Source organism: Rahnella aceris (assembly GCF_011684115.1).
Taxonomy (GTDB): Bacteria; Pseudomonadota; Gammaproteobacteria; order Enterobacterales; family Enterobacteriaceae; genus Rahnella; species Rahnella aceris.
Genome location: NZ_JAADJV010000001.1, coordinates 536,530 through 551,202, shown reverse-complemented (window position 1 = coordinate 551,202; position 14,673 = coordinate 536,530). Strand labels below are relative to the sequence as shown.

Sequence of the window (14,673 nt, the reverse complement as noted above, 5' to 3'; positions counted from 1 at the left end):
GACTCATCACACTCAGGCCGTTGCCCGATAAGCGTGAAGTTGCGACGCTGGCATTATCCGTTACGTTTATCAGGGCAATGAAATGAAGCCAAAAACGCTGTATGAAAAACACATCGACAGCCACAGCGTTCGTACGCTGGATGACAAGGGCCACGTGTTGCTTTACATCGACCGGCAGGTGATTAACGAGTACACCAGCCCGCAGGCGTTTAGCGGTTTGCGTGAAGCCAGCCGTCGCGTATGGCGGCCGGAAACCTCACTGGCGGTAGTCGATCACGTCAACCCGACGGCACCGCTACGCACCCGTCAGATGCCGGATGCCGGTGGCGCGCGTCAGGTGTCATATCTGGCTGAGAACTGCGCCGAATTTGGCATTGAGTTGTTCGATATTCTCGATAAACGTCAGGGGATCGAACATGTTGTTGCACCGGAACAGGGCTTTATCCTGCCCGGTATGGTCATTGCCGCCGGAGACAGCCACACCACCACATACGGCGCATTAGGGGCGTTTGGTTTTGGTATCGGCACCTCGGAAATTGAACATCTTCTGGCGACGCAAACACTGGTGTATAAGCGCCTGAAAACCATGCGGGTTACCGTCACTGGCACACTGGCGACAGGTATCACGGCCAAAGACCTGGTGATGGCGCTGGTGGCAAAAATCGGGGCGGCGGGCGCGACCGGTTATGCCATCGAATTCTGCGGACCGGGTATCGACATGCTGAGCGTTGAAGGTCGTATGACCATTTGTAATATGGCCGTGGAAGCCGGTGCGCGTGGCGCGTTCATGGCACCCGACGATAAAGTGTTTGCCTATCTGCAAGACAAACCACGCGCGCCAAAAGGCCAGCAGTGGCGGGATGCCGTGGAGGTCTGGCGCGAATTACGCAGTGATCCGGATGCCGTTTTTGATCGTGAAGTGACACTGTGTGCGGAAGAGATCGCGCCGATGGTCAGCTGGGGGACCAGCCCCGATCAGGCACTGGCGATAAACGGTCAGGTGCCTGATCCGCAAGCCGAACCGGATGCCTCACGCCGCCAGGATCTGCAACGTGCACTCCGCTATATGGGATTGCGTGCCGGTCAGTCGCTTAACAGCATTCCTGTCAGCCACGCGTTTATCGGCTCGTGCACCAACGCGCGTATTGAAGATTTACGGGCAGCGGCAGACGTCGTGCGCGGTAAAAGCGTCGCCGCCACAGTGCGGGCGATAATTGTTCCAGGCTCCAGTCAGGTTCGGGCACAGGCTGAGCAGGAAGGTCTGGCGGAGATATTTATCCAGGCCGGTTTCGAATGGCGACAATCGGGTTGCTCAATGTGTCTGGCAATGAACGACGACGTGCTGTCGCCCAGCGACCGCTGTGCATCCAGCACCAACCGTAATTTTGAAGGCCGTCAGGGTGCGGGCGCACGCACCCATCTGATGAGCCCGGCGATGGTTGCGGCAGCGGCTATTTGTGGCCATCTGACCGATGTCCGTGACCTGTAAGGAGTCATCATGGAAGCATTTACTACACTGACCGGTATTGCCGCGCCGTTGCCTGCGGCGAATGTGGACACCGATGTGATCATGCCAAAACAGTTTCTCAAAGGCATCGACCGCAACGGTTTAGATCGCGGGGTGTTTTTCGATCTGCGTTTTCTGGCGGACGGCTCGCCCGATCCGGCGTTTATCCTCAATCAGCCCCAATGGCAGGGGACGAAATTCCTGCTGGTCGGTCCGAATTTTGGCTGCGGTTCCAGCCGTGAACATGCGGTATGGGGGCTGAAACAGCTCGGTATCCGGGCGCTGATCGGCACCACGTTCGCGGGAATTTTCTTCGATAACTGTCAGCGCAACGGCGTGCTTACAGTGCAACTGGATCCCGCGCAGTGGTTGCAAATGGCGCAGGCGGTGATCCATGGCGATAAAAATGAAATGACTGTCGATTTATCCGCGCAAAAAATCATCCTGCAAAATGGTGAACGGATTGATTTTGCTATCGATGAACTGAGTAAGATTGCGCTACTTAACGGGCTGGATGCCATCGGTACAACACTGCAATTTCGCGATGAAATCAGTCAGTTTCAGCAGGCGCATTTGCAGCGCAATCCGTGGCTGGCGTAATAAGCGTCAGCCCGGTAACTGGCTGAATCGCTGTTGCAGAAACTCAACACAGACCCGCAATTTTGCCGAATCCGCCAGCCGCGTGGGATAAACTGCCCAGACGCTGGCGGGTTGGGAATATTGCGGCAGCACCCGCACCAGTTCACCACGGGAAAGATAAGGCTGAACATCCCACTGTGAACGCAAAATGATGCCATGGTGTTTCAGCGCCCACTGTAATACCACTTCGCCACTGTTCGATGAGAGCGCCCCTTTCACCCTGACGCGGTGTTCCTTGCCTTCTCCCGTAAGCGACCAGATGCCAAAAGGATTGTCGCGCTCTTTGATCACCAGACACTGATGCTGCGCCAGCGCTTGCGGTGAGTCAGGCGTGCCGTGAGCAGCCAGATATTCCTTTGATGCGCAGAGGATCCGCTGGTGCTGCGCCAGTTTTTTGCCGATGTACTGCTCAGGTACGTCATCGCCGACCAGAATTTCCAGATCAATACCTTCCGCGACCAAATCCACCACGCGGTCGAAAAGATCAAGGCGCAGATTGAGTTGCGGATAACGTGCCGCCAGTTCCGCTATCGCCGGAGCCACATGGCAACGTCCGAAACCAAACGAGCTGCAAATATGCACGTTGCCACGCGCTTCACTGCGCGAATCTGACAGGTCACCGATGAACTGATCAAAGGTATCGAGAATTTGTAACGCCCATCGCTGCGTGCGCTCGCCGTCTTCTGTCAGCCGCACACCCTTTGTTGACCTGTGCAGCAAACGACAGTTGAGCGACTCTTCGAGGATCTGAATACGCTTGCTGACATACGCCGGTGACTGCCCCAGTTCGATAGCGGCAGCGGCAAAACTTTGCTTATTCACTACCGCCAGGAAGACCTGTAAGTCTTCAGCCAGCGGCAAACGCTCACGTTCACTGCTCATGATTAACGTCCGTAAACCGGCTGGTTAAGCTTGTCAGCCTTGTGCACATCACTGCTTTTCACCCCGGCACCGGACAGTTTTTCTTCCGCTTCCTCAATGTCTTCATTGTCGATTTCCAATGATTCCTGATCGATACCCTGAGAAGGCGTCAGCGCCAGTTCCACCAGGATCGGGAAGTGATCTGAACCCATAAAATCAAGACGTTTCAGATCAATCAGGGTGAAATCTTTGCTGTGGAAAACGTGATCCAGCGGCCAGCGCAGGAACGGATAACTGGCATGGAAGGTGTTGTACATGCCACGACCGCGGCGAGGATCCAGCAGGCCACTGATTTTCATGAACAGCCGCGTGGTGCGCGACCAGGCCACGTCATTCAGGTCGCCGGTGACAATGGTCGGGTAACGCGCTTTCGCGGCCGTGTGTCCGACAGCAACCAGTTCCCCGTCACGACTGGTGGATTCATCCGCTTCTGTCGGGCTGGGCGGCATCGGGTGCAGACAGTGCAAAATCACCTGCTCGCCGGACGGCAGTTCAGCGCGAAAATGCATAGAAGGAATATCATCAGCCACCAGATACTGAATCTTCGCCGCCTGCATCGGCAGGCGCGAATACACATGCATACCGTACAGATTTTCCAGCGGACAGCGCAGGCTGTGCGGATAATCGGCATCCAGTTCTGCCATCTGATCTTCCCACCACTGATCGGTTTCCAGCAGCACCAGAATATCCGGTTGATAATGCCTGACCTGCGCGAGTAATTTTTCCGGCTCACGGTTAGTGGTCAGCACATTGCTGTTCATGATCTTGATACGCGAATGGCCGTTGGGCACCGTTTTCTTCACCTGTACCGGATACAGGCGGGTATAAGGCAAAATCCACCAACTCTGATACGCCATGCAGGCAACGGTCAGGATGATCACCGTGGTGGTGATCGCATCACCGAACGGCATGATCGCCAGTTCAGTCAGCAGAAAAAACAGGCACAGCGAGGCCATCTGTAAACGCGGAAAATCCCAGACACGCACCCACCAGCGCTGATTGCGCGACACAGGAAGAAGCGTCAGCAGGGTCATAATGACCGTCAGTACGCAAATGGTTATTCGTAATGCTTGCATCGGTTATCGGCCCTGATAAAAAAGCAAAAATAATACCCTCAATATGACGGGTATTTTGTTGTTAACCGATTGTGACTGAAAAAGAGGGATATGTCGCCGCCTTCTCCCATCATCAGAAAAAGGCGGCAGATTCAGCAAAGATTATTTTGTGGCGGCTGCCTGATCAGGCACATGGCACCAGTTGTGCTGCTCGACAATCCCGCCATTTGGCGAGGTATAACCGATACAGCCCAGAATGGTGTCATACAGTTTTTCATGGAACGCCGGTTTCTTCTCGGCAGCCATTTTTTGCAGTTGTTGGAAACTGGCCTTGTTCTGATCATTCGCCAGGAATTTGTCCGACGCCCAGACCATGATCGGCACCGTACGTTGCTCGGCTGGCGCATGATCACGCGGTGTACCGTGGAAATGCATGCTTTTCGAAATCGACTCACCGTGATCGGAGGCGTAGAACACGATCGCATTCTTATCGCGTAACTGGTCAAAGACCTGCGACAGGAAGTAATCGGTATACAGCAGTGAATTATCGTAAGCGTTAATCATTTCCCCGGTGGAACAGGAATCATCGATGCCCATACATTCCGGCTTATATTTAGCGAAAGAACGCGGATAACGGTCTGAATACAGATAATGAGAACCCTTGGTATGCAGGATAATCAGATGCTTACCTTTAGGATGGTTATTCATCGAGTCTTTCATTTCATCGATGAGCAGCATGTCATCCACCGGCTTACCGGCGTTGCGCTTTTCGGACGCGATGTTTTCACGCAGCGAATAATCATCCGCACGGGTTTTGTTATAGAACCAGGCTTCACTCTGCATGGAATATAACTCTGAACTCCAGCCATTACTTTTCAGCACGGAAAAGACGTTCATTTCTTTCAGCGTACGCTGTGGCTCTTCAGATGCCCCGCCTTCGCGGACAAACATACAGCGCAAGGAAAGCTTGGTGGCGGTATCACAGGAATAGCCCTGCAGGGCGACCAAATTTTTCTCTTTGTCGAGATTTGGCGTGTTGTCACGGTCGTAGCCGTACAGCCCCATATGGTCGCGGCGGGCGCTCTCGCCGATCACAAACACCACGTACATATCTTTGGCATCTGCCGGTGCGGTATACGTGAAATGTTTGGCCGGATCGTACAGATTTTTGGTGTCTTCCGCCTGGCTGTAACTGCTGTAAGTATACAAACCCAGCGCCGAAAGCCAGTTTGACGGCGAATACGTGCCGGCAACCACACCGCCATAACTCGCCATCATGCGGTTGTTTACGATGTCATGGCGATCCTGCACTTTGCCCATCAGTTGCAGCGGCATGTAACAAAGCAGGCCGGAGACCGCAAGCAGCAGGGTTCTGACCGCCAGTCTTTTAAAAGTCGTTTGTTTGAGAGCCGCACCCGGCATTTTGCTCAGCCACAGCAACAGTACCGGCAACAAACTCACCAGCACGGTCCAGGCGATGAAATGTGTTCCGATAGATTCTTTGGATAAATCAATGGAATCAGACGCCAGCGCTGCCGCTAAAATTCCGTAGCCGATATCAACGTTAAACAGGATCATGTAGTAACTGGCGGCGGCAGAGGAAATCACGATAGCGGTCATCAGGACACGGAAAACGGTTTTTCCGGTATACGACAGCAACATACAAAGGAAATAGACCAGGGCAAAACAGGCAACCATTTCGACAGCAATCGACAAGGCATTGTCATAATGCAGTTGCTGATAACGACGGATGAAAATCGGAAGGTTTAGCAGAAGCCCCAGGTAAAGTGCAACGAACAAAGAAATGCTCTGTTGCGAAAGTGTACGAATTTTATGCATTGGCAATAACTGGCTCTTTTGTGAGTCTGGCTGCGTTGTACTAACCGCTCATACCGGAGGTTGGAACCCACTCCTTAGGACATATAGACTCCGGGCTGAGCATTTTCGTTCAAACTGAATGGTGACTTCCAATGTGATAATGTAACAAAATTAACGAATCCTTTTTATTTCAATTACATGAAAAAGATATATTCCGGCTTTTTTTACGCAATTTTTCCCTTTCATTGAGAAACTATTGAGAAAGCTTGCGGTCGGATACGGGAAAATAAAGGGTAAAACACGTTTCTCCCTGTGCGGAACTGGTTACGCTGACACTTCCCTGATGCAGGGCCATAATGGCCTGAACAATCGACAATCCAAGGCCGCTGGAACTGCCACCTTCGCTACGTGAAGCATCCGCGCGATAGAAGCGGTCGAAAAGTTTTCCGAGTTTTTCCGGCGGAACAGGCTCACCCTGACTGATCACCCGGATATTCATGCCTTTTGCATGGGGTTCGGCGCGCAGCACGATGGCACTTCCCTCGCGGCCATAACGCACCGCATTAGCGACCAGATTACTCAGCGCGCGCTGGAAAAGGATCGCATCCGCATGCAAGGTTCCCTCACCTTGCCCGTGAAGCGTCATTTCACGCTCTTCGGCCAGCCCTTCGAAATATTCCTGGATACGGGTAATTTCAGATGAAACATCAATACTGGTGATGGTCAGAACCGAGCGCGCATCGGAAGCACGCGCCAGGAACAGAATGTTTTCCACCATACGTGAAATGCGTTCCAGCTCTTCTATATTGTTCGCCAGCAGCGTTTCGTATTCTTCCACCGTCCGGGGCTGATATAACGCCACCTGACAATGCCCCATCAGTGCCCCCACCGGGGTGCGGATTTCATGCGCCAGATCGGCGGAAAATTGCGTCAGCCGCTGATACCCCTCGGCGAGCCGGTCCAGCATGTCATTGAAAGAATAAATTAATTGCTGCAATTCCTGCGGCGCATTTTCCGAAGACAAACGCGTAGACAGACTGGCCGGATGGATCTGCGCCGCTTCATGCGCCATATTGCGCAGCGGCCGCAATCCGCGGCGGATCACCAGATAACCCAGTGCGGCAATCAGCAAATAAGCGAATAACACCGCGCCAATAATTTCCCAGCGGAAAGTCTGCAACAGACGCGACTCCTCGGTCATGAAATGCGCGCCGGTGATTTCAACTGTCCGCCCGTCCTGAATCTGTACCGCCGCACGGGCAAAGCGTACCGGCGTACCATCGGCGGCGGTGAGATGATGCACCGTATTCAGCGTCAGCGGCTGGCCGTCAGGCACCGCCGCTACCGGGGGCAATGCCAGCCGCGACGGATTGACGTTGATCAATAGCTTCTCACCGGACAGACGAAACGTCAGGATATCGCGCTCATTGCCAAGCATATTTTCAAACAGGCCGGGATTACGGCTGAGTTGCGACAGCGGGAATTCGTTGGCAAGCAGATGACGGAAATACTGCACACGCCCGCTGACCTGGTAATCCGCGCGGCGTACCAGTTCTTTATCCATCGAGTAATAGAGGTAGAAACCGACGGCACTGACCACCATCGAGGCGATCAGCGCGAAAAGTAAGGTGGCGCGAAGCGTCAGCGACATGGCGCGTTTCGGGAGGTGAGTCAATTGACGATCACTCATGTCGCACTTCGCACACGTAACCAATGCCACGCACGGTATGGATCAGTTTCACCTCAAAGCTGCGGTCAACCTTGGCACGCAGGCGCTTAATGGCGACATCCACTACATTGGTATCACTGTCGAAATTCATGTCCCAGACCTGCGAGGCGATCATGGTGCGCGACAGAACCTCACCCTCGCGGCGCATCAGCAACTGCAGCAACATGAATTCCTTATTGGTCAGTGCGATGGTCTGATCCTGACGGGTCACGCGGCGGCGCAGCACATCAAGATTCAGATCCGCCACCGAATACGCATCCGGCTCACGGGCGGCCGGGCGGCGCAGCAAGGTGCGGATACGCAACACCAGTTCGGTGAAGGAGAACGGTTTGATGAGATAGTCGTCAGCCCCCAGCTCCAGCCCGTGAATGCGATCCTGTACTTCATCGCGGGCGGTGAGAAACAGTACCGGCACGTCGCTTTTTTTGCGCAGGACTTCCATCACCTGCCAGCCGTTCAGCCCCGGCAGCATGACGTCGAGGATCACCGCGTCGTACCCCTCTTCCAGCGCCAGAAACAGGCCGTCGGCACCGTTGCGCGCCAGATCTACGCTGTAACCTGCTTCTGTCAGCCCTTTTTTCAGGTAATCGCCTGTACTGACATCGTCTTCAATCACCAGTATTCGCATTCAGGCCCTCAGCGCCGCATGACCATTCACCTAGAGAATGATTCACCCGAAAGTTTATCAGTTTCGTCAGACACCTTTGATGACAATTTTGTCATCAATTTGTCATCAGCCAATACCGGTTTATCGTCCACTCTTAAGAAAGTTATTCATCACTGGCAGGTTCAGTGATTCATCTAACAGAATGAAAAAACGCTGGAAAATGGAGAATTAATCATGAATGCACCAACACGTCTCGCTGGTCTGTTACTGGGTTCCCTGCTGATGTGCAGCGGGATGACATCGGCATTTGCCGCCGATAATGTGATTAAACCTACACGCGGAACCATTGACTCAGTTAATGACTCATCGGTACAAATCACCACACGTCAGGGCGAAAAACTCGACGTTAAGCTGACCGACCAGACCAAGATCAATGCCGTCACCAAAGGGCAGATCAGCGATATCAAAGCGGACAGCTTCATCGGGACGGCCGCCGTTCCGCAGGCTAATGGCACGCTGAAAGCACTGGAAGTGCACGTATTCGCACCCAGCCTGCGCGGCAGCGGTGAAGGCTTCAATCCGTTTGAATCCGCCGATGGCAAAATCAATACCATGACCAACGGCACCGTCGGCAAGCTGGTGAACAGCAATGGCCGCACCCTGACCGTGAAATATCACGATGCCGAGAAAACGGTCATTGTGCCTGACGATGTACCGGTTGTTCTGCTGGCGCCGGGCGACCGCAGCCTGCTGAAACCGGGCACTAAAATCGTATTGTTTGCCATGAAAGATGACAAAGGTGCACTGGTTGCCCGTGGTATTGCTGCCGGTAAAGACGGCATCGCGCCGCCGATGTAATCCGGCCGAACAACAGGAGATTAAGCGTGAAACCTCAGCTCTCATCGCCCCGGAAGCGCCGGATTCATTCCTGGCCGGTTCGCATTTGTCATTGGATCAATCTGCTGGCAATGATCGGCATGGTGATGAGCGGCTGGGGGATTTATAACGCCGACCCGCTTTTCGCTTTCACTTTCCCGCAGAACACCACCCTCGGCGGCTGGCTGGGTGGCAATATTGCCTGGCATCTGGCGGTAATGTGGCTGCTGGCGGCCAATGCCCTGTTCTATCTGCTGTGGGGGATTTTCAGCGGTCATTTCAGACGCGACTTTTTCCCCTTTTCGCCCCGTACGGTCTGGCGCGATAGCGTTCGCGCACTGACATTCAAACTCCCGCACAAGCTGGGTCAGTACAACGCGGTGCAAAAACTGATGTACAGCGGTGTTCTGTTGCTGGGCGCGCTGCTGGTGCTGTCGGGTTTGTCGATCTGGAAACCCGCGCAGTTCAGCGGTCTGGTCTGGTTGTTTGGCGGTTTTGATATCGCCCGTTATGTGCATTTCTTTGCGATGAGCGGCGTACTGCTGTTCGTCATTATTCACGTACTGATGGTTCTGCTGGTGCCGAAAACCTTCGTGGCGATGCTGACCGGCGGCAAAAAAATTAGCACGGAGGACCGAGCCGATGAGTGATAAAACACAGCGGCCAAAAATTATTCTTGAACCCGATCAGCGCAAGCAACTGGTTAATATTCAACGCCGTATGTTATTGCGCTCCGGCCTTACGCTGGGCGCGGTTTCGATGCTTACCGGCTGTAATCTGCAGGACGGCGATCAGGTCGATAAAGTGCTGTGGGCGATGTCCCGCTGGAACGACCGGGTACAAAGCTGGCTGTTCAGCGGCCAGAAACTGGCGCAAACCTATCGCGCCGATCAAATCACCACACCGTTTCGTTTCAATGCGTATTACCCCGAATACAACGTGCCGGAAATCGACATCCCCAATTACCGGCTGGAAGTCTCCGGTTTGGTGCAAAAGAAAGCGCCGTGGACACTGGAACAATTGCAGCGCCTGCCGCAGGAAAGCCAGATCACCCGGCTGATATGCATTGAGGGCTGGAGCGCCATCGGCCAGTGGAAAGGCGTACCGCTGAAAACGTTTCTGCAACACGTCGGCGCGGATCTGACAGCCAAATATGTCGGATTCAAATGTGACGACCGCTATTATTCCAGTATTGATATGGCGACGGCACTGCATCCGCAAACCATTCTGGCTCTGGATTTTGGCGGCAAACCCTTACCCCCCGATTTTGGTTACCCGTTACGCCTGCGGATGCCAACCAAACTCGGCTTTAAAAACGCCAAACATATTGGCGCGATTTTCGTCACCAATGAATATCCCGGCGGCTACTGGGAAGATCAGGGTTATAACTGGTTCAGCGGGATCTGACAGGCATAAAAAAACCGCTCAGCTGAGCGGTTTTTGTTTTCGCGGGAGGGTAACGGCAAAGCGTTACGCTGCGGCGAAGAATTAGAAGCTGTAACCCACGCCTGCGATCCAGGTACCAACATCAACACTGCGGATGCGGGACTGTTCGTAAGACACGTCCAGAGCAACGTTCTGGATTGGGTTGAACTGCAGACCAGCACCGTAAGAGAAACCGTAATCGCTGGTGTCATTTTTTTCACGGTTAGCAGTAGATGCTGCCGCTTCGTTGTACTGGAATTTGCCGTAGCCAACACCCACAACACCGTAGATGGAAACCCAGTCAGCCAGACGGTAAGCAGGACCCGCAGTCAGACCGTAGTATTGTGCTTTACGGTAGTCGCCAGATGCAGGAGAGCTGTCATCTTCGATGTAAGTGAAAGAACCGATAGCGCCCAGTGGGTTGCTATCTTGTTCCCAGCGGTATTTTAAGTTGAAGCCGTTTGCTTTGTTAGCAACGCCTTGTGCGTCACCCTGAGCGTAGCCAGCAGTTACGGTGCTGGTGTCAGCGAAAGCGCTTGAAGAAACGCCCAGTGCAACTACGCAAGCTAATGCGGAAAGACATGCAATTTTTTTCATAAACCACCTCAAAAAGAGAAACCAAAGTAACCTTCACGTTTGAAAATATAACAAAAACTAGTGTGAAACTCTGCCTCAATTAAGATGTCCAAAGCATCATATGGTGTAACAGGAAGTTTCCAGCACACGCTATCCATTTAATTTTATTGGGATTTTAGTCACACAAACTATAAGGTAAACTTATTGAACTTTTTGAGATTAGCAGATAATTCCTAAAAATTTGCTCAAAAAACAAACTATTTTAGGAAGTTTTTTAACAAACACGTTCCGAAAAAAACTTTTTCGTGAGGATTTTTTCTCGCCACTTTTCCCTCTACACTGACAGCGCTTTACCTTTCTTTTCAAAACTATAAATCTGAAGTTTCCGGATTCATGGGATCACCTCAAAAGGCGCAATGGATGACACAGTCAGGACAAAATCAGCCGCAGGATCCGCAGATCGCTCTGCAGGCAGCGACGCATAACAACAGCCCGCCCGTCCCTGCGTTACCGAAAAAAACCTCACCGCTGGTGGCGATTCTGTTGCTACTGATCGCCATGTTGTCATTACAAGGCGGCGCGTCGCTGGCAAAAACGCTTTTCCCGGTGGTCGGCCCGCAGGGTGTCACGGCTCTGCGTCTTGGTATCGGCTCTATTCTGTTGCTGCTCTATTTTCGTCCGTGGCGCCTGAAAATGCGCGGCGGTAATTTGCGTGCACTGATGATGTATGGCCTGGCGCTGGGCTGCATGAACTATTCGTTTTATCTGGCCCTGCGTACCGTGCCGCTGGGCATTGCCGTTGCACTGGAATTTACCGGCCCGCTGGCGGTCGCGATGTTCTCCTCACGCCGTCCGGTGGATTTCATCTGGGTCGTGCTGGCCGTAATCGGGTTACTGTTCCTGTTACCCCTGGGACAAAGTGCCGGCGGTGTTGACCTCAAAGGTGCGTGCTTTGCGCTGATCGCCGGTGGCTGCTGGGCGGTTTATATCCTCGCCGGACAACGTGCTGGCAGCAGTTACGGACCGGGCACCGCCGCGATGGGGTCACTGATTGCGGCGTTAATCTTCTTCCCGATTGGCGCAATCCAGGCACACACCTCTATTTTCAGTTGGGATATTTTACCGCTCGGCTTGCTGATCGCCCTGCTCACTTCCGCCATTCCTTATTCACTGGAAATGATGGCGCTGACCAAACTGCCAGCCAAAACCTTCGGTACGCTGATGAGCATGGAACCGGCGATGGCCGCGCTTTCCGGCATTATCTTCCTCGGTGAATTCCTGACCGCGACGCAGTGGATCGGGCTGGCGGCGATTATCGCGGCTTCCGCCGGTTCAACACTTACCCTGCAGCGCAAAACCAAAATCGAGACGGTGGATATTGCCGGAAATACCCCTTCCGGGAAGTAATTGCACCGCATCGCATAAAAAAGCCACATCATCCCGATGTGGCTTTTTCTTTTCTATCAGCAGGTTGAAAATTATTTTCATTTATTTCATTTTTCCTGCATCCAAAAGCAGAGGGTCATTCGTATGTATAGATGTGAGGCAAGACCTCACCTCCTAACTGACGAAGGACACCATCATGAAAACATTACTCCGTACCGCAATCTGTGCTTCTCTGCTGCTCAGCACCGCGTCAATGGCTGCAATGATGTCTCAAAGCACCACCATGGTCGGTGGCGCTGAAATGTATCCGTCCAAAAATATCGTAGAAAATGCCCTGAATTCGAAAGACCACACCACGCTGGTGGCGGCGGTAAAAGCAGCAGGACTGGTGGATACGCTGCAGGGCAAAGGCCCGTTCACCGTGTTTGCGCCAACCAACGCCGCGTTTGCCAAATTACCGGCGGGTACCGTGGATAATCTGGTGAAACCAGAAAACAAAGCCACCCTGACCAGCATCCTCACGTATCACGTGGTGGCCGGTAAATATGAAATGAAAGATTTGGAAAAACTGCTGAAAAAAGGCAACGGCACGGCGGAACTGAAAACCGTTAACGGCCAGCCACTGTGGATCCTGAACAACGGACCTCACAATATTCAGCTCAAAGATGGCAAGGGGAATATCGCCAACATCAGTACTTATGACGTCCAGCAGAAGAACGGTGTGATCGACGTCATTGATACCGTCCTGATGCCAAAATAATACCGGCTATACTGAGGGCATGATTTCTCTTATGAAACAGCACCTCAGTAAGTCAGGACGCGCGAATGCATGACAATTTTTTCGTTAAGCCAACACCAGAGAATGCGCCGGAAGTACAGCGCGAACTGATGAGCGCCATGGCCGTTGGCGATCGTCAGGCATTTGAGCAGTTATATCGTCTGACGTCCCCCCGGCTATTCGCCGTCGCATTACGCATGTTGCGGCGACATGCCTGGGCAGAAGAAGTGTTGCACGACAGCTATATCACCGCGTGGAACCGGGCTGCCTCGTATAATCCGGCGCTCAGTTCCCCGATGACCTGGCTTACCCATATTGTCCGCAACCGCGCTATCGACTGGATGCGCGGGAGCGATAACCAGTTAGATGAACTGGACGAGACAATGCATGACGGAGATGCCAGCGACTATGATGACCCCTTGCAACGGCTGCAACAGGACAGTGACGCCAAAATTCTGGCCACCTGCCTCGCACATCTGCCCGCCGAACAAAGACAAAGCCTGATCCTTGCCTATTATCAGGGCCTGTCGCACGGTGAGGTCTCATCGCATCTTCAACAACCTCTGGGGACGATCAAAAGCTGGATACGTCGCGCCCTGGATCACTTAAAGAGCTGCGTAGGACTATGAAAAGCAGAAGCCATTATCATGCCGCCCTGGCGGCTGAATATGCGCTCGGCACCTTGCGCGGCGCGGCCCGGATTCAGTTTGAGCAAAAAATGCAGGAAGACCCTGAACTGGCGGCCGAAGTGGCACGCTGGCAGGAAGCTTTCACGCAACTGGATAATCAGATAACCCCGGTCATCCCACCTGCATCGGTGTGGAAACGCATTCAGCATAACCTTGCGCTGCAACCGGCCAGACTTCCGGCTCCGGCGACACGACCGGTGCGGGCTTATATGGGCTGGGCGCTGGCCGCCGGGCTTGCCGCATTGTTGCTGATCCCCCGCCTGCTGGTTCAGCCAGAAGCGCCAATGCCGGTGGCGATACTGGCCAGCAGCGCCGGTACGCAAAGCGGACAGTGGGTGGTCAGCGCGGACAGAAGCACCCGCAGCCTGTTGCTGACGCCGATCAATGCGCAGAATATCGCCGCAGATCACAGCCTTGAACTGTGGGCCATTCCGCCGGGAGGCAAGCCGCATTCCCTCGGCTTGCTGAATACGCAACAACCGACGCAACTGGCGCTGGCAGCGAAAATGCCGGATGCAGGTTTTACGCTGGCAATAAGCCTCGAGCCTCACGGCGGTTCGCCGACCGGGCAACCGACGGGTGCCGTTTTGTATAGCGGTGCGATGGCGCTTTAAAGGACAGCAGACAGTGATTAACGGCGGGTATTATCCCGCCGTTATATTTCAAT

At 53.5% G+C, this 14,673-nt stretch carries 15 protein-coding genes; 9 read left to right on the top strand and 6 right to left on the bottom strand.

Annotation, left to right across the window (positions count from 1 at the left end):
- Window positions 1-82 precede the first annotated feature (82 nt).
- Window positions 83-1,489 carry a 3-isopropylmalate dehydratase large subunit gene (gene leuC, locus GW591_RS02520; protein WP_013574712.1) on the top strand — a complete coding sequence of 469 codons (1,407 nt, stop codon included), beginning with the start codon at window positions 83-85 and terminating at the stop codon, window positions 1,487-1,489.
- A gap of 9 nt (window positions 1,490-1,498) precedes the next feature.
- The gene (gene leuD, locus GW591_RS02515; RefSeq protein ID WP_013574711.1) at window positions 1,499-2,107 is read left to right on the top strand and encodes a 3-isopropylmalate dehydratase small subunit; all 609 of its coding nucleotides are present in this window, start codon (window positions 1,499-1,501) and stop codon (window positions 2,105-2,107) included.
- A 6-nt stretch (window positions 2,108-2,113) separates the two neighbouring features.
- Here the strand turns inward: leuD and GW591_RS02510 are convergent, their stop codons facing one another.
- The 5 genes from GW591_RS02510 to GW591_RS02490 form a co-directional block, all read right to left on the bottom strand.
- On the bottom strand, window positions 2,114-3,028 hold the full coding sequence (locus GW591_RS02510; RefSeq protein ID WP_013574710.1) for a LysR substrate-binding domain-containing protein: 915 nt from the start codon (window positions 3,026-3,028) through the stop codon (window positions 2,114-2,116).
- A gap of 2 nt (window positions 3,029-3,030) precedes the next feature.
- Entirely contained in the window at window positions 3,031-4,143 is a 1,113-nt protein-coding gene (locus GW591_RS02505) for an endonuclease/exonuclease/phosphatase family protein (protein WP_013574709.1), read from the bottom strand.
- Between the two features lie 141 nt (window positions 4,144-4,284).
- Window positions 4,285-5,961, bottom strand: a complete 1,677-nt coding sequence (eptB, locus tag GW591_RS02500; protein ID WP_013574708.1) for a kdo(2)-lipid A phosphoethanolamine 7''-transferase — start codon at window positions 5,959-5,961, stop codon at window positions 4,285-4,287.
- Window positions 5,962-6,193: 232 nt separating this feature from the next.
- On the bottom strand, window positions 6,194-7,630 hold the full coding sequence (locus tag GW591_RS02495; protein ID WP_119261414.1) for a heavy metal sensor histidine kinase: 1,437 nt from the start codon (window positions 7,628-7,630) through the stop codon (window positions 6,194-6,196).
- Window positions 7,623-8,297 carry a heavy metal response regulator transcription factor gene (locus tag GW591_RS02490; RefSeq protein WP_013574706.1) on the bottom strand — a complete coding sequence of 225 codons (675 nt, stop codon included), beginning with the start codon at window positions 8,295-8,297 and terminating at the stop codon, window positions 7,623-7,625. The genes GW591_RS02495 and GW591_RS02490 overlap by 8 nt, the downstream gene beginning before the upstream one ends.
- Before the next feature lie 213 nt (window positions 8,298-8,510).
- Here GW591_RS02490 and GW591_RS02485 point away from each other — a divergent pair, with 213 nt between their 5' ends.
- Genes GW591_RS02485 through GW591_RS02475 form a run of 3 tightly spaced genes read left to right on the top strand, consistent with a single transcriptional unit; the run spans window position 8,511 to window position 10,559 of the window.
- Entirely contained in the window at window positions 8,511-9,134 is a 624-nt protein-coding gene (locus tag GW591_RS02485) for a hypothetical protein (protein ID WP_112198490.1), read from the top strand.
- Window positions 9,135-9,160: 26 nt separating this feature from the next.
- Window positions 9,161-9,802: a cytochrome b/b6 domain-containing protein gene (locus GW591_RS02480; protein WP_013574704.1), complete on the top strand. Its 642-nt coding sequence runs from the start codon at window positions 9,161-9,163 to the stop codon at window positions 9,800-9,802.
- The gene (locus tag GW591_RS02475; RefSeq protein WP_013574703.1) at window positions 9,795-10,559 is read left to right on the top strand and encodes a molybdopterin-dependent oxidoreductase; all 765 of its coding nucleotides are present in this window, start codon (window positions 9,795-9,797) and stop codon (window positions 10,557-10,559) included. The genes GW591_RS02480 and GW591_RS02475 overlap by 8 nt, the downstream gene beginning before the upstream one ends.
- Before the next feature lie 81 nt (window positions 10,560-10,640).
- Here GW591_RS02475 and ompX read toward each other — a convergent pair whose 3' ends face one another.
- Entirely contained in the window at window positions 10,641-11,174 is a 534-nt protein-coding gene (gene ompX / locus GW591_RS02470; RefSeq protein ID WP_013574702.1) for an outer membrane protein OmpX, read from the bottom strand.
- Between the two features lie 399 nt (window positions 11,175-11,573).
- Here ompX and rhtA point away from each other — a divergent pair, with 399 nt between their 5' ends.
- The 4 genes from rhtA (at window position 11,574) to GW591_RS02450 (ending at window position 14,620) form a co-directional block, all read left to right on the top strand.
- Entirely contained in the window at window positions 11,574-12,560 is a 987-nt protein-coding gene (gene rhtA / locus GW591_RS02465; RefSeq protein ID WP_013574701.1) for a threonine/homoserine exporter RhtA, read from the top strand.
- 175 nt (window positions 12,561-12,735) lie between these two features.
- On the top strand, window positions 12,736-13,299 hold the full coding sequence (locus GW591_RS02460) for a fasciclin domain-containing protein (RefSeq protein ID WP_013574699.1): 564 nt from the start codon (window positions 12,736-12,738) through the stop codon (window positions 13,297-13,299).
- 65 nt (window positions 13,300-13,364) lie between these two features.
- Window positions 13,365-13,946: a sigma-70 family RNA polymerase sigma factor gene (locus tag GW591_RS02455; RefSeq protein ID WP_013574698.1), complete on the top strand. Its 582-nt coding sequence runs from the start codon at window positions 13,365-13,367 to the stop codon at window positions 13,944-13,946.
- Window positions 13,943-14,620, top strand: coding sequence for an anti-sigma factor (locus tag GW591_RS02450; RefSeq protein ID WP_013574697.1), 678 nt, complete (start codon window positions 13,943-13,945; stop codon window positions 14,618-14,620). The genes GW591_RS02455 and GW591_RS02450 overlap by 4 nt, the downstream gene beginning before the upstream one ends.
- Window positions 14,621-14,673: the final 53 nt, after the last annotated feature.

Coding starts and splice junctions, on each gene's coding strand:
- leuC (WP_013574712.1), top strand. CDS start 83: ATGAAGCCAAAAACGCTGTATGAAAAACACATCGACAGCCACAGCGTT.
- leuD (WP_013574711.1), top strand. CDS start 1,499: ATGGAAGCATTTACTACACTGACCGGTATTGCCGCGCCGTTGCCTGCG.
- GW591_RS02505 (WP_013574709.1), bottom strand. CDS start 4,143: ATGCAAGCATTACGAATAACCATTTGCGTACTGACGGTCATTATGACC.
- GW591_RS02455 (WP_013574698.1), top strand. CDS start 13,365: ATGCATGACAATTTTTTCGTTAAGCCAACACCAGAGAATGCGCCGGAA.
- rhtA (WP_013574701.1), top strand. CDS start 11,574: ATGACACAGTCAGGACAAAATCAGCCGCAGGATCCGCAGATCGCTCTG.
- ompX (WP_013574702.1), bottom strand. CDS start 11,174: ATGAAAAAAATTGCATGTCTTTCCGCATTAGCTTGCGTAGTTGCACTG.
- GW591_RS02450 (WP_013574697.1), top strand. CDS start 13,943: ATGAAAAGCAGAAGCCATTATCATGCCGCCCTGGCGGCTGAATATGCG.
- GW591_RS02510 (WP_013574710.1), bottom strand. CDS start 3,028: ATGAGCAGTGAACGTGAGCGTTTGCCGCTGGCTGAAGACTTACAGGTC.
- GW591_RS02495 (WP_119261414.1), bottom strand. CDS start 7,630: ATGAGTGATCGTCAATTGACTCACCTCCCGAAACGCGCCATGTCGCTG.
- GW591_RS02485 (WP_112198490.1), top strand. CDS start 8,511: ATGAATGCACCAACACGTCTCGCTGGTCTGTTACTGGGTTCCCTGCTG.
- GW591_RS02475 (WP_013574703.1), top strand. CDS start 9,795: ATGAGTGATAAAACACAGCGGCCAAAAATTATTCTTGAACCCGATCAG.
- eptB (WP_013574708.1), bottom strand. CDS start 5,961: ATGCATAAAATTCGTACACTTTCGCAACAGAGCATTTCTTTGTTCGTT.
- GW591_RS02490 (WP_013574706.1), bottom strand. CDS start 8,297: ATGCGAATACTGGTGATTGAAGACGATGTCAGTACAGGCGATTACCTG.
- GW591_RS02460 (WP_013574699.1), top strand. CDS start 12,736: ATGAAAACATTACTCCGTACCGCAATCTGTGCTTCTCTGCTGCTCAGC.